The sequence below is a fragment of the Lacipirellula limnantheis genome (assembly GCF_007746075.1).
Taxonomy (GTDB): domain Bacteria; phylum Planctomycetota; class Planctomycetia; order Pirellulales; family Lacipirellulaceae; genus Lacipirellula; species Lacipirellula limnantheis.
In genome coordinates, this window is sequence record NZ_CP036339.1 from 4,824,224 (window position 1) to 4,838,191 (window position 13,968).

The 13,968-nt window shown below is 59.3% G+C and carries 11 protein-coding genes; 3 read left to right on the forward strand and 8 right to left on the reverse strand.

Features of this window, described 5'->3' with window-relative positions:
• The 7 genes from I41_RS18715 to I41_RS28335 form a co-directional block, all read right to left on the reverse strand.
• A complete protein-coding gene (locus tag I41_RS18715; protein WP_145434457.1) occupies positions 1-2,241 on the reverse strand; it encodes a peptidase domain-containing ABC transporter in 2,241 nt (746 codons plus the stop codon).
• A 170-nt stretch (positions 2,242-2,411) separates the two neighbouring features.
• The gene (gene lanM / locus I41_RS18720) at positions 2,412-4,646 is read right to left on the reverse strand and encodes a type 2 lanthipeptide synthetase LanM (RefSeq protein ID WP_145434458.1); all 2,235 of its coding nucleotides are present in this window, start codon (positions 4,644-4,646) and stop codon (positions 2,412-2,414) included.
• 114 nt (positions 4,647-4,760) lie between these two features.
• Positions 4,761-4,961 (reverse strand): mersacidin/lichenicidin family type 2 lantibiotic, encoded by a 201-nt coding sequence (locus I41_RS18725; protein WP_145434459.1) that lies wholly within the window; start codon positions 4,959-4,961, stop codon positions 4,761-4,763.
• A gap of 155 nt (positions 4,962-5,116) precedes the next feature.
• A complete protein-coding gene (locus tag I41_RS18730; protein ID WP_145434460.1) occupies positions 5,117-5,905 on the reverse strand; it encodes a hypothetical protein in 789 nt (262 codons plus the stop codon).
• Positions 5,902-6,750, reverse strand: a complete 849-nt coding sequence (locus I41_RS18735) for a DUF692 domain-containing protein (protein WP_145434461.1) — start codon at positions 6,748-6,750, stop codon at positions 5,902-5,904. Before I41_RS18735 ends, I41_RS18730 begins: the two co-directional genes overlap by 4 nt.
• A 583-nt stretch (positions 6,751-7,333) precedes the next feature.
• Positions 7,334-7,471: a hypothetical protein gene (locus tag I41_RS28150; RefSeq protein ID WP_246133701.1), complete on the reverse strand. Its 138-nt coding sequence runs from the start codon at positions 7,469-7,471 to the stop codon at positions 7,334-7,336.
• A gap of 20 nt (positions 7,472-7,491) precedes the next feature.
• Positions 7,492-7,617 (reverse strand): hypothetical protein, encoded by a 126-nt coding sequence (locus tag I41_RS28335; protein ID WP_261342430.1) that lies wholly within the window; start codon positions 7,615-7,617, stop codon positions 7,492-7,494.
• Positions 7,618-7,826: 209 nt separating this feature from the next.
• On the opposite strand from I41_RS28335, the gene I41_RS18745 reads away from it, so the two are divergent.
• The 3 genes from I41_RS18745 to I41_RS18755 all read left to right on the forward strand — a co-directional run bounded on the left by I41_RS18745 (position 7,827) and on the right by I41_RS18755 (position 11,931).
• Positions 7,827-8,837 carry a DUF1559 domain-containing protein gene (locus I41_RS18745; RefSeq protein WP_168207010.1) on the forward strand — a complete coding sequence of 337 codons (1,011 nt, stop codon included), beginning with the start codon at positions 7,827-7,829 and terminating at the stop codon, positions 8,835-8,837.
• A gap of 117 nt (positions 8,838-8,954) precedes the next feature.
• Positions 8,955-9,398 carry a carboxypeptidase-like regulatory domain-containing protein gene (locus tag I41_RS18750; RefSeq protein WP_145434463.1) on the forward strand — a complete coding sequence of 148 codons (444 nt, stop codon included), beginning with the start codon at positions 8,955-8,957 and terminating at the stop codon, positions 9,396-9,398.
• Positions 9,399-9,828: 430 nt separating this feature from the next.
• The gene (locus I41_RS18755; protein ID WP_145434464.1) at positions 9,829-11,931 is read left to right on the forward strand and encodes an alkyl/aryl-sulfatase; all 2,103 of its coding nucleotides are present in this window, start codon (positions 9,829-9,831) and stop codon (positions 11,929-11,931) included.
• Positions 11,932-12,460: 529 nt separating this feature from the next.
• Here I41_RS18755 and I41_RS18760 read toward each other — a convergent pair.
• Positions 12,461-13,933 (reverse strand): hypothetical protein, encoded by a 1,473-nt coding sequence (locus I41_RS18760; protein ID WP_145434465.1) that lies wholly within the window; start codon positions 13,931-13,933, stop codon positions 12,461-12,463.
• Positions 13,934-13,968 lie beyond the last annotated feature (35 nt).

Sequence of the window (13,968 nt, forward strand, 5' to 3'; positions counted from 1 at the left end):
TTAACCTTCCGAAAATGCGTGTGAAATGCGATTGGCCAGGGCACGTCCGTTGAGCGCCGGCGGCAGGTGGAACAATCCGTCGAGCGAGGTCGTCTGCGATTCCCAGAGTTTGGCGTAGGCGCCGCCCGCGGCCAGCAACTCGCCGTGACTTCCGCACTCGGCGACCCGTCCAGACTGCATCACGTAGATCAAGTCCGCGTCCATGATCGTGCTGAGCCGATGCGCGACGACCAGCACGGTTCTTCCGGCGAGCGTCTTGCGTAGATTCTCTTGGATCTGCCGCTCGGTGGCCGTGTCGAGTTGGCTGGTAGCCTCGTCGAAAATAAGCATCTCAGGATGACCTACCAGCGCTCGGGCGATGGCCAAGCGTTGACGCTGACCGCCGGAGAGGTTCGACCCGCGCTCGCCCACCATCGTGTCGTAGCGAAGAGGCAGCGTGTTGATAAATGCATCCAGTCCGGCGGCTTTCGCCGCGGCAATGACGTCCGTCAACGTCGCTTGCGGGCTGCCTAATGAGATGTTCTCGCGAATCGACCCGGTGAAGACGTACGCGTCTTGAGTGACGACCCCGAGGCGATTGCGCAGGGAGCCCAGTGCAAAATCGCGAAGGTCGACTCCGTCGACCAGGATTTGCCCGGCCGACGGCGAGTGGAAACGGAGCAACAGTTTTAATAGCGTCGATTTGCCGGAGCCGCTCTCGCCGACGATGGCCACCATTTTGCCCGACGGTATCGTGAGATTCACCTGTTCCAACACGTCGTGCTTTGAGCCGTAACCAAAGCTGACGTTCTGCAGCTGAATCTCGCGTCGAATGTGCGTGAAGGGCGCCTGATCATAACCGATCGGTTCGACCTCGAGATCCAGGATTTGAAAGAGCCTTTCGACGGCCGACAGGGCTTCGTGAATTTTGAGGTTCACGCTTGCCAGCCGTCCGAGAGGTTCGAGCATCGTGATGACTAGCGTGTAAAAGAACAGAAGCTGGCCGATCGTGATGGCGCCAGTCAGGACGCGATGTCCGCCCAGCCACAAGATGGCCACGCCTGCCAAGCCGCTGATGAGCGTACTGAGCGACGTCATCCAGACGTCGAGCTTCGCCAGCGAGAACATCGACTGGATAAAACTTACCAAGTGGGCTTCGGTTCGATCGCTGCGCATGCTTTGAGCGTCGCAGGCCTTGATGGTTTCGACTCCCGAAATGTCCTCGACCAGGTGTGCCGCGAACAGCGATCCCCTCTCCATTGACGCTCTTGAGTGTCGGGCAATCGCGGAATGGTTGAGAGCGATGGCGCCCAGAAAGACGGGCACGATCAGCGTGGCCGCGGCCGCCAACGGCAAATCGTAACACCAGAGGAGCGTCAGCAAGGCGACGACGACTGTTCCGTCCACGATGGCGGTGGTCGTGGCGCCGCTGATGGCGTCGCGAAGCTTGTCGGCGTCGCCGACCCGAGAAAAAATCTCGCCGACGCGACGGGTATGAAAGAACTGCACGGGTAACCGCAGGATGTGGCGTGAGTAACCGCCGATCAAGATGAGATCGATGCGTCTTCCCATAAACGCAAGGAGGTACTGCCGAGCGGCTCCAAACGCCGTACGCAGTAACACGATCAACAACATCCCGACGCCGCAGGCATTCAGCAGCGTTCGCTCCGAATGGACGAGCACCGAATCGATCAGGTGCTGGACGAAGTACGAAGTCGATACCGCCAGCAGTGCCATCAAGAGCGCACAGAGAACGACCTCGCCGATCAAAGCTCGGTGGGGCGTCAGCAAGTGTAGAAACTGCTTGATCGGGGACGCGGGTCGCGGATGCGCGTTCGTCTTCGAAACACCGTCGGGAACTGCCAGGAGCAGATTTCCGCTCCACCGCTGGAGAAACTTCTCCATGGGCAACGTTTCGATTCCGCCGGCCGGATCGCCGATGACGACTGAGCGGCGAGCGACGCGAAACAACACGACGTAATGCCCCGCACCATCGGCGAGCGTCAGATGAGCAATCGCTGGCAGCGGCGCCGTGGCCAAAGATTCCGCCGGCAGCCGCACGGCCTTCGCGGAGAACCCAAGCAACTCAGCCGCTTGTCGCAGGCCGAACAGGCTGGCGCCGTCCCGATCCGTATGGCTGAGATGACGGAGGTATTCCAAGTTGACGGACAGCCCGTGATGGCGAGCCAAGGTTGCCAGCGCTGCCGGGCCGCAGTCCGCTTGGTCGTTCTGCCGCACTAGTCGGTATTTTCTGCCCCACATCGGTCAACTCCATCGCGGACTGAAGCGGAGAAGCGATGCCGCTGCTCCCACGTTTCTAAGCGTGGGAACGGAGCAGTTGTTTCCCAGCGGCGGGAGTTTTGGATTTCTCGGCGGGCCGACGGACGCGGGCGCGGAAGGAGCGCCAGGTCAGTCAGGCCCGGCGTCAAGGCCTAAGCCACGGCGGGATTGGGAGAGAGCAAGCGGCCGACGCCGCCGAGCAATCGCGTCAGTCGAGAGGATTCGACCGCCAGTTTCGCGTCCCCGTAGCCGTCCAGCGAGCGCGCGAGCGTAGCGACGCGCGCGGGCAGGCTACTCCCGTGATCTTTCACCTCGTCGAGGAGAAGCAGGTTGATCCCGCGAAGCGTTTTCGTCACAAGGTCGACGTATCGCGATGCTTGCGTCCGCTGATCGAGGTTGGCCAGATACCTGGCAATCTCGATCAATCCCCCTTCCTCCAATCCAACGGCGTCAACGAACCATCCATGGCCGCTCTGCCGTATGGCAAGCCAACCGGCTTCATCGTCGTTCTGCCAAGCGAGCTTGCAGAGTCGCTCCCCCAAAGCGAATGCCTCCGGGTTCGTCGTCGCGCATTGCAACAGCTTGAAGTTCGTGATGGGGCGCTGCGGGAGTGCCGGAGCCGTCGGCTCGAGTTTGGCAACGGCGGCGCACAAAAGCCATCGTTGACGAGCAAAGTCCTGGGGTCCCAGCGCGGCGACGCGTTCGCAAACCGTTTCCAGCGGGGTTCGCGGAAAGTAATTGGCGAAGCGCTGGCCGCTCGAGGACCACAGGTCGCGGGATCCCGGGCGCAAATGAAACAGTGGAATATCGTTGCGTTCCAACTCGGCCCGTTCGGCGGCGATGAGAGGGCGAAGCCCGGCCGCGTCGTTCGCTTGAGACCATAGTTGGTCAAACCATGCACTGCGTGCCGCTCGACTTCGCAGAAAATCAGGGTGAAAACTCTGCTCCAGCAACAGCCCGTAAATCTGCGTCGCACGCGCAATGAATCGAGTCTCGACGTCAGCGAATGCCGCCAAGGGACCATCCTCGGCTGCGAGATCAGCGCGATGCCGCCGCAGCAGCCGATACATGCGGGTGAAGCCGCCAATCAGTTCACCACGAAAATCCGCCGGCGTAACGTCGGCGCCAGCCAGCGTCGGGCGGTGTTTGCCAGCCAGCGTATGCATCTCGACGCGGATTAACCTCATCTCGTCAGTACCAGACGCCTGAAACTCGTACGTCGGTACTTCAATCTCTTGGCCCGTGAGGGCGCCAAGTCCGCTGAAATCGACGCCTTTGTCAAATCCTTCGTAGTAGGAGACTCGCGGGAGAATGCCGATGGACACGACGGAGTTGGACATGCCCCGTATTGCCGGGCTGCTTACCGTGCCGGGAAGCCGTTCATGGAAAAGCGTTTCCAGATCAACCAGCACGGGATGCTCGCCCGCAGCAATCAAGTTTTCAAAATGGAAGTCCGTCGCCTGAAGCACGTACAGCAAAGACAGGTATAGACCTTGACGTTGATAAAATCGGCGAATTTCCCGCAACGAGCGACAACTCCTGGCCTCGACGAATTCAACCCAACCGTGATCTCCTTGGTCAACGACGCGCAAGGTGCGCAGCCGCGGGCTGGCGCCTCGCGCGTTGCACCAGCCGAGCAGCTCTTGAAAGCGTTGGTCGACGGCTAGGGAGCGCGGCTTGTAGACCAGACGGAAGCCAGTCGCGAAGCGCAGGATGATGACAGCTTTCCCATCGGAGTGGCGATCGCCGGCATCGCCCTTGAGTTCCACCAAATCGCCCACTTCATTAGCGAATCCGAAGGTTTCTTGGAGGAGACGCCAGTCGGCGGCCAAGTGACGCATGAATTCGAGACTTGAGCGCACCCATTGATTGATGCAATAAAGCGCCTGTTGGGCCAAGATCGGGTACTCATGGAGAATTGACCGAACCGCTTGCGGGCACTGCAGACGTGCGGTGAATGAATCGAAGCGGGCCGCTGGAGAGTCGCCCTGTAACTCGCCCCGAAGGGCAGCCACTTGCATTTCCAGGGCTAAGGTGCGTTCGGAGATCTGTTTCAGACGACTGTGTAAATGTTTGAGCAGTTCCGCTTCGATGACTGTTACCGATCCGGGCAGGAAAACACCGCCGTTCTCAATGGCATGCAGGCTGTCGCGCAACTGCTGGCAAGCGGCGCTGACGGGGAGCGCAAAGAGTCTGAGCAGGTCCGGCGTCTGATAAATTGCGAGTCCGCCGTGAAATGCTTCCGTCGGCGTTTGTTCGCAAGCGCTCAACTCGCCAAGCCATTGGTCAAGCGTCACGTCGGTCGACAGGTCACTCTCTGTGCGGGCGACGCCGGTGGGCGCGCCTTCAGCGTCCACCATGCCGATGTTTCTTTGGCGCCTGGTCATCGCTGCCGCTCTTTCTCTCGGGTTGCTTGAGTTAGTAGATGAACACGACGGCGGGTCATCCGCGAGGACGACCCGCCGTCGTATGGTACGATCGGACGGTCCGCGAATGACCGGCTAACGAACGTTGCAACCACGCGAGCCGTGGCAGCTACTGCAGCCCGCCAGAGCCAGCTTGCCATTGATCGTCGCCGCTTCGGCTTCGGTCAGTTCAACGGCGCCGGCAGGATTAGCCGGCAGGCCAGCCAGTTGCTCGGACGACAAGCTTGCCCGGTAGGCCGAATCTTTCCAAGCGCGAATGACATCAAGACGTGACATGGTACATCCTCTTTCTGAGCATCTGTTTCGCATCCGCCTCGCGTCAATGAAGGAGACGGGATTGAGTCAGAACTCGATTGAAGCTTCCTCAGGTTGTTGTTTGGAGCGTCGTCGCGAGGAAGCTGATAACGCGACGCTCCGAGTTGTTAAGCGTGTTACTGGCCCAAATGTTTCATTCTTGCTTCTCCCTCTTTGCGGGGAGCTTCGGAACTCGGATTCAATGCCAGGAAGCCGGCGGCAATCAGTTCAAGCGCCGTCTCCTTGACAGCCTGTCGCTCAAGATCGGACGCTGCAGCGCCGCAGGCCGCGAAGGCTGTCGCCCCGAGTTCCAGCAGCGACGCGATCAGTTGCAGCTGTCGCTCAGTCGGCCAAAGCGTCAAGATCTGCGATCCGACCGCGAAGAATGCGACGTCTCCTCGCGAAGCGGCGCTGACCGCCAGCGTCGCTACTTCCAATCGCGACCACACGCAGATCGGATTTACTACGGGCGTGTAGTCGGAAAGCTCGATCGTCTCGTTCGCCAGAACGCGGCTTCGGGTCCATAAGCGCTGGAACGTGAGATGAGCTTGACGATTGGTGCGCGCCAGCTCGTAACAGGCGTACTCTGATTCTTGATAGGAAACGAAGTCCGCTTGCTGCGGCGTCAGCGATCGCTGGCGGAGCCAGCGGAGAAATCGCTGCGGTTCGCGCTCATCCAGTTGAAACGTCCGGCGCGGCGTCATCGCAAGATAATCGTCAACCAGTTGTTCGAAATTCTCAAACGCGAGCCCCGCCAGGTCGACTTCTTCCACCAGCATCCTGCGTCTTTCCCCGAGTGAGTTTTCGAGAAATCGTTCGACGTCTCGCCGCGACGAGCCCGCGGCTAGGCTCTCGAGCACTTGCCCGATGCGTCCGGCGCCAAGCTCTTCCGACCAATCCGCTAACGATCGTTCGTAGGCGCTCATGTTGCGTACTCCGCGGTTGAGGACCGCTGGTGAACGAGTTCGGCGAGATGCCGCGCCCGGTGGACTTCATTGCGCCACCCTTGCTCGCACGGGAACTTCCAATCACGCTCGATAAAGACGGCGTCGACTTTGCCGCAACCCAATGCGAGCGCTTCCTCATACAGCGACCAGACGTCATCTGGAATCGATTCGGAGTGACTGTCGACGTAGCGACCCCAGCGCTGGTCGAAGTACCCCCCGGCCAAGTGCATCTGCACGCGATTGGCGGCAGGAACGACGGCTCGGATGAAATCTTGCGTGCTATCGCCGAAATTGAACTGGTTGGCGTACGAATTTGTGACGTCCAACAGGAGCCCGCAACCCGTACGCTCCAGCACTCGCGTCATGAAGGCGATCTCATCGATCTCGCCTTGCCATGCGAAGAAATGCGCAAGATTCTCGACGTAGAATTTGAAGTCGCCAAAGCGACGTTGAATGACTTCGACGTTACGGCAGGTCGCATCGAGCGAGGCTTGCGTGAAGGGCGGGGCCATGACATGCCCCACTCCTGCGCCGCCCTTGACGCCATGCGTGAAGCCGAGGTGATCGGTAATCGCGCTGGCTCCGTTCTCGTGAGCAACTTCCACGAGTGCGTCGAGATACTTCACGTCGGGCGGCTCGGGGCTGCAGATCGATAGGTCGAGCGTGTGCAAGCTCACGTAGTCAAACACCAGCCCCTGCAAGACGCGCTCGGTGCGCAACGGATGGTCGGCGCGCTTGAAGTCAATTTCTACCGCGGTCCACGCCGGATCATCGGCATAGGGACGGTTTTCGTCGCGCAGGGCGTAACCGGTAGCAGGTAGCATAGGAGTCTCCCGATGCGGCCTCGACGGTGGCCGCTGTTCGTTAGGCGGGGCGCCGCGAACTGCGGCGGTTGGTTGTCATGGGCAATCAACTAAGCGTCCGCCCTGGACGTCTGTTACCGAGCTTGGCGCTGACCATGAGCGCGGCGACCTCGGGGTTGATTGCCGATCACGACGGCCGGAAGGGTCAAACGCTGATCTTCGCAGTGCGCTTTCGCTGCGGGGCGTTCGCACGCAATACGAGCCCAGCCATCAGCCACACTGTCGCATCGAGGCGATCAGGACCGAGTTTCAAGCATTCGTCGACGGATCGTCCGGCTGACTCATCAGCGCGACGCTCGGCGAGCTGATCCGCTCTCAGATCGGGTCGATCGCACCGCTGGCAGTACTTTTAGGCAACCACTTAGTCCAGGTCACCGCAACTTTTGCAGTCTTGTTACCGCTAAACCGAGACCACCGGTGCAGCGCGCGCTACTGGGTCGCGTTGACACTTAGTTGAGGCCTACGAAGAGAGCCGCAAGGCAAAGAAACCCTTCGTAGTTTTGGTCCAACTTGTCGTAGCGGGTGGCAACCCGGCAAGAATGCTTCATGCGGTTGACGAACCGCTCCACCCGATTGCGGCTTGGCGGCGGATCGTCAAGCGGAGCAGATCGCTGTCGTACTCGTTGTCGGCCACGACGCAGTCGGGCGCCAGGCCTTCGGCGACCGACTCCGCTTGATCCATGTCGTGACGCTGCCCTGCGGTCAGGCGAAGTCGCCCTTTCCTTTGTAGGTTGCTAACATCTGCTTGCTCGCCCCTTGCTCGCTTTCCGGCGTCTGACCCATCCGTAGCTGCGGCAAGACGATATACTCGACGGCGGGAAGGGGCACTTCGTTCAGCCCAGCAAACGAGCCACATCACAAAGGGCCTCAAGGCGAGCTTGAGCGGGACCGAAGTCGGAAAACCACAGAAAATCACCACGCGCTAGGCACGGAGTCTGGTGGGCAATGTTAAGCTGTGAGGAATTGCGAGCCTAGATCGTATTCCGGCTCAACCCATATGGGGTATGTTGCTTAGCACTCTTAGCCTCAGAGGTAACATGGCCGCCAGAAGAGCCATTGGGCTTGAGCGAATCGCATTCACTCTAGTTGAGTTGCTAGTGGTCATCGCGATCATTGGTACGCTCGTTGGTTTGCTTCTGCCAGCGGTCCAAGCCGCACGAGAGGCAAGTCGCCGATCTCAGTGCGCCAATAATCTCCGTCAAGTTGGCTTGGCAATCCTAAACTACGAGAGCGCTTTGCGAGAACTGCCGCCCGGCGGCAAGAAGCCCAGTGGCTCCGGCTACCAAACTGATCCTTCTTGGTGGATTCACACGCTTCCCTACTTCGAACAAGGGGTGATACGGCAAAATTTCGATGTCCGAGGACTCTTTTACAGCGATGCAGTCCAAAAATCCAACGTCAATCTCCTTGCCGCCAAAGGCGAGCTCGAGGTCATGGTCTGCACCTCGTCTGATTTGCCCCGAGTCACCCAGGACGGTTCGCTAGCGGGGATTGCCCGTCCCAATTACGTCGCGCTGGCTGGAGCAAAGGGAGATCCTCAGCATCCGACGACAACGCGCAAGAATCCCTGCAGCTATGGCGACTGCGGATGGCTCTCCGATGGCGGCTGCTTCCCTTCCTCCTTCAAGTTTCGGAACGGTCAAGGCGGCGGCGTGAAACTGAAGCAAGTCACAGATGGAACGTCCAACACGATGGCGGTTGCTGAACAGTCGAACTGGTGCCACGACGCTAATGGGCAACCGGTCGACTGTCGGTCCGACTGCTTCCACTCGTTCGTCACTGGACCGGTGAACGACAACCCGCGCATCTTTAATCTCACAGTGGTTCTATACGAACTCAATGAAGACTCATCGACCCTCTTAGGAATCAAGGGTACGAACTCGGGCCTGTGTGCACCAAATACGCCGCTGCTATCGGCGCATCCCGGAGGAGTACAATCGGTATTTGCCGACGGTTCCGTCACGTTTCTTCAAGAAGGGCTGGAAGTTCCCGCCCTCTACAATCTCGTCAATCGAGACGATGAAGCGACAACAAGTAAATCTCCCTAGTTCGCGATGCTGGATGTTCCCATTAGGGCGCCGCCGGCATAACGCGGGGGGCCAGGCATCCGTTTCCAAGACTGTATCACACGCTCACCGGTCGCTTGGCCAGGAATGTTTTCAGCGATGACTAACGCCATCAGACCATCGAATCCCGTCGCTAGGTTGGCGATCGGGCTGCTGCTGGGGACAGCATTTGGTTGCGGTGAAGCGCCGGAGCCCTATCGAGCGATCCAAGGCCGCGTGACCTATCAAGGGAAGCCAGTTCCCCATGCCGTGGTGGTGTTTGAATCTACTGCGCAAGAACTAACGATTGCCGCTGACGCGGATGAACAGGGAATTTACAAAGCGATCCGATCGGTGAACGTGCCCGGTCTACCGATCGGCAGCTATCGCGTGGCCGTCACGCCCCCATTGTTTTATCCCGGCCTGGGGCCCGTGGGAAAGAATCCTGGACCTCCTACCCGCGAGGATATTCCCGCATCCTATCGAGAGAGTGCAACCAGCGGGCTGACGATTGACGTCAACAAAGAGGGGAGCGACGCCTCTTTCGATATTGAGATGAAATGAGAAACTGGCGCCCAGACTGGATCGTCCTAAGTTGTTCTCCTAGGCGCTAGGACGCCGTCCCGAAAGTTACCAAGAGGCCGACCAAGCGCATCGGGAACTTTATTTCACTCGTCTAGTAATTATCGGCAAGGGACCAGTGAAGAGGTCGTGCTTCGCCGCTACGCGGAAGTCTTCAACGCACCACTCGACGCACGGCGATTTCCGTCGTTCCGCTTGGCGTTCGATTTGTGAATGATCTGTGGAAACCTCTCTCGGACCTATCGATTGACGGCAACTTAACTCTGTTTTGGACTTCGTTCACAAAACGAATGTTAGTGCTACAGTATCAGCTCGACCTGCTGAATCGCACCTGCGTGCCTCTCTTCGGATAGCGGCAGTGCTTCGGCGACCAACTTCTTGCTCGCTCGACCTCTTGGCGTAGGACCTCGTGATGACCACCAGACGACAGTTTGTCCAATCTCTGCCAGCAGTCGGCGCCGCCTTCGCCATCGCGGGCAGCTGGACCGTTGATTCGAACTCGGCAAGGGCTACGTCCCCCGTTCCCTTGAAGGGGCATTTTCACCCCAAAGGCAAATCGCCCTCCCGATTCACGCTGGACGTTCTGCAACAAGCCAAAGCGACGCTGCCATTTGACGACGTTCGCGACTTCCAAGAGCAGAAGAAGGGCTTCATCGCTCCGATGAAAGAGCTCAAGATCATGGCGAACGCAGGCCACGTCGCGTGGGACATGGAGCGGTTCCAGTTTCTGCATGAGCAAGAAGAGTTCGACAGCATCCATCCCTCGCTGCTTCGCCAGTCGGTGCTCAACAACAACTACGGACTCTATGAGGTCATTCCGGGCATCTACCAGGTGCGCGGCTTTGACCTGTCTGATCTCTCGTTCGTGCGCGGCAAGACGGGCTGGATTGTGATCGACCCGTTGGTTTCAGGGGAAACTGCCAAGGCGGCGTGGAATCTGCTTCAAGAGCATGTGGGGGAGGGGCTTCCAGTTTCGGCCGTGATCTACTCGCACTCGCATGCCGACCACTGGGGCGGCGTGCGCGGCATCATCGACGACGAGGAAGTGAAGAAGAGAAACATTCCCATCATCGCTCCCCGAAACTTCATGGTCCACACAATCTCGGAGAACGTTTATGCCGGCAATGCAATGAACCGGCGATTGTTCTACCAATACGGCCTCCTGCTGCCGGCAAGCCCTCATGGTTACGTCGGTCAGGGACTGGGGCAAGCAGTATCCTCGGGGGCCATCGGATTGTTGGCCCCCAACAGATTGATTGAGCAAGCGATCGAGGAGATCGACGTCGACGGCGTCCGGATGATTTTCCAAGATACGCCCAATACCGAAGCCCCGACGGAGATGAACACGTACATTCCGGAACTAAAAGCACTGTGGATGGCAGAGAACGTGATTGCGTCGTTGCACAATATCTACACGCTGCGCGGCGCTCCGGTCCGCGATCCTCTCAACTGGTCGAAGTACATCAACCAGGCGCTCCACCGCTTCGGCGTTGAGGCCGAAGTGATGTTCGCATCTCATCATTGGCCGCGCTGGGGCAACGCGCGCATTCAGGAAGTGCTGCGCGGACAGCGCGACCTGTACGCCAATATGAACAACCAAGTGTTGCATCTCGCCAACCAGGGCGTGACGATCAACGAGATTCATAACGTGTACAAGACGCCCAAGAGCATCCTGTCCAAGTGGGACTGTCGCGGCTATCACGGTTCGCCCGAACACAACAGCCGAGGCGTCATCCAGCGGTTCCTCGGCTTCTGGGATTGCAATCCGACGACGCTCATCCCGTTATCGCCGAGCGACTCAGCGCCCCTCTACGTCGAGATGATGGGCGGTGCGGAAAAGATACTAGCGCGCGGTCGCGAGCTCCATGACGAAGGAAAGTACCTCCACGCCCAAGAGATACTCAACAAGCTCGTGCTGGCCGAACCGCACAATCAGGATGCCAAGGACTTGCTGGCGGATGTTTTCGAACAGATCGGCTACCAACAGGAGAATCCAGGATTACGCAACAGCTACCTGGCCGCCGCCTACGAACTGCGATCGGGCATCCCCGCAGGACAAACGGCTGACTCCAGCAGCCCCGACGTCATTCGGGCGATGTCCACAGAGTTGTTCCTCAACTTCCTTGGCATTCGCATGGACAGCCGTAAAGCGGAAGGCATGAGGTTCACCATCAATCTCATCACGCCGGATAACGGCGAGAAGTTTTTAATCGAGCTCGAGAATGCCACGTTGACGAACATCCAAGGGTTTCTTTCCCCTTCGCCGGATTTGACGCTCACGATTAATCGGACGGATCTGGAGCAGACGATGATGGGAACCAAAACGCTGGAAGCCCAGATTGCCGATGGAACCGCTACGGTCGATGGGGACGTCGCCGTATTGCAGCAGCTTGCTTCGACGATGGTCGATTTCGACCCGCGTTTCGAGATCATGCCGGGAACGAAGGGTGTTGCAACGAAGATTCAGCACGCCGATCCGTACGAAGCCGTCCCCCAAGCGGCGATTGCGGAGTAGGTCTGAAGCAGCCCCTTCAGTGAGTCCGCTCCTGGAGCGCGAATCCAAGCACTGGGCGCTGTACCAAGGGGCAAGGTCGGCGCAAGGCTATTCCGTGATCAGGGCCTCACTTCTCGTTCAGCGTCCGAGAATACAATCTTCCCGGTGGACTCTTAGGGAAGGTCATATCATCCTGCCTCAGGTGGTTGGCGGACGTCTGAGATCGGCATGGAACGGGCGATCAAGAGTGATCGTGTCCTGAAGACCGACAACAAAATTTCGTTCCGAAACTTCTTCGACGACTTTGGTGCTTTGGGTACTCGCCTTCCGCCACGGTCGGCGAGCAGCCGCTTGAGATTTCGATCGCTCGGCTGCTTAGGTTGCCACGACAGCGCCGGAGACCGGGGAAAAGGTGAACGGCACGCGTCGAGCTCCAAGCTCCGGGCCCCAGCAATGCCAGAGCTGTCGCTCGCCGGACGGCGATAAGTCTTTGCTCAATCGACGGCCCGCCAGCAGTAGAGGTGGCTGCGCGGCCGCTATGGCGAGCCCACTACAGAATCCGTTTCCAGTAACCAAGTGCCGCGGCGACTCCAATCGTAAGAATTCCGGCGCCCGGCTCGGGCACTGCATTGATTGATGGGGCGGAAGCGCCTGAGCCGAAATTCTGCCGCCAGATGGCGAGGTCCGCGCCATCCACATTGTAGTTGCGATCGGCGTCGCCTTGGGCCACGGTGGCCGTGCCGGTGATGCCGAATCCTCGCTGCCACGACAGTAAGTCGGCGCCGTCGACGTCGCCATCGAGATCAAAGTCGCCGGCAGTCGCGGCGGCCTGAAAGTTATTGAGAAAGACATCGCCGTTCGCCAGGTCGTAGTTGACCGTGGCCGTCGTTGCACCGAGAAAGGTCACCGAGCCGAACTGCCCCAGCAGCTTGAGCGCCGTTGCGTCGATAAGCGTGAGCGTCGACGTCGGCGTGAAGGAGAACCCGTCAAGATTGAGCTGCAGCTGCGCGCCTTGGATCTCGGCGCCACCCGACGGCTCGCCGATGTTCTGTGCCAGCGTGATTGGGGTAACGCCCCCCGCATCAGCGATAAACGAGAAAATCGCCGTGGGAGACGAGGCGAGCAGATCGCGACTCGGCGGATTCGGATCGACGATCAGTGGATTGGGATCGACGCCGACGGCAAAAGCTCCCCCGGAGCCGACGATCGTGATTTTGGCGGCGCGCTGCGCGAGCAGCTCCGGATTGGGCAGGCAGTTTTCGCAGCGGTCCATAATGAGCGCGCCGTTCAGCGTAACGGCTCCGCCTGATAGCCGCAGCTCGCCCTGGGCGCCATGTTCGGACATGAGGAGATCTTTCGCGAAGAGGGCGCCCTGCACGTCGACAAGCCCGCGACCATCGAGCCCTGGCTCGGCGCCGAAGTCGTCGAACGCAGGTCCGTAGTTGCCGATGCGCAAATCTTCGGTTCCGCCGAAATGGGCAGGCTCGTCAAACGCCACCCAGGTTCGCGATTCGAGAATTGCATCGGCGCCGATTGACAGAAGACCCAAGGTTCGTTCGCCGATGATGGCCCCGTTGACGCGGAGGATCGAGTCGCCGGTCATGATCAGCTCGCCTCCCTTTTTCGTATCATCGTCGATGACGTTCTCCCGTTCACGACCCACGCCGACGAGGCCCTGCGCTCCCGAGCCTATGACTTCGAGCGTCCCCCCGGACATTGTCAGCCGACCGAAGTGGGTGTCGCCAATTTGATGCTCTTTGGCGGCCGACCCGACGCGCAGCCCCTTCACCTGGACGAAGCCGTCGGTGAATGTCGCGGAGAGGCCGTCGTCGACGCCGTAGATATCGATCAGGTTGGTTCCGGGGCCGTTTTCAGGACTCCAATTGGCGGCGACTTGAAAGTCGGAACTTAAGCTGCCGTCGAAGTAGACGAAGACCGCCCAGCAGTCTGGGGCGGAGCCAGTCAGGGTTAAGATCGAGGCAAAGCTCGCTAGCAGTTTCGCGAGAAGTCGTGACGTTATCATAGTGCGTATCCTTGATTGAATTTGCCGTCGCTTTG

What these genes read in the sequence shown, in the direction of transcription:
- I41_RS18715 (WP_145434457.1), bottom strand. Translation starts at nt 2,241, where the DNA reads ATGTGGGGCAGAAAATACCGACTAGTGCGGCAGAACGACCAAGCGGAC.
- lanM (WP_145434458.1), bottom strand. Translation starts at nt 4,646, where the DNA reads ATGACCAGGCGCCAAAGAAACATCGGCATGGTGGACGCTGAAGGCGCG.
- I41_RS18725 (WP_145434459.1), bottom strand. Translation starts at nt 4,961, where the DNA reads ATGTCACGTCTTGATGTCATTCGCGCTTGGAAAGATTCGGCCTACCGG.
- I41_RS18730 (WP_145434460.1), bottom strand. Translation starts at nt 5,905, where the DNA reads ATGAGCGCCTACGAACGATCGTTAGCGGATTGGTCGGAAGAGCTTGGC.
- I41_RS18735 (WP_145434461.1), bottom strand. Translation starts at nt 6,750, where the DNA reads ATGCTACCTGCTACCGGTTACGCCCTGCGCGACGAAAACCGTCCCTAT.
- I41_RS28150 (WP_246133701.1), bottom strand. Translation starts at nt 7,471, where the DNA reads ATGGATCAAGCGGAGTCGGTCGCCGAAGGCCTGGCGCCCGACTGCGTC.
- I41_RS18745 (WP_168207010.1), top strand. Translation starts at nt 7,827, where the DNA reads ATGGCCGCCAGAAGAGCCATTGGGCTTGAGCGAATCGCATTCACTCTA.
- I41_RS18750 (WP_145434463.1), top strand. Translation starts at nt 8,955, where the DNA reads ATGACTAACGCCATCAGACCATCGAATCCCGTCGCTAGGTTGGCGATC.
- I41_RS18755 (WP_145434464.1), top strand. Translation starts at nt 9,829, where the DNA reads ATGACCACCAGACGACAGTTTGTCCAATCTCTGCCAGCAGTCGGCGCC.
- I41_RS18760 (WP_145434465.1), bottom strand. Translation starts at nt 13,933, where the DNA reads ATGATAACGTCACGACTTCTCGCGAAACTGCTAGCGAGCTTTGCCTCG.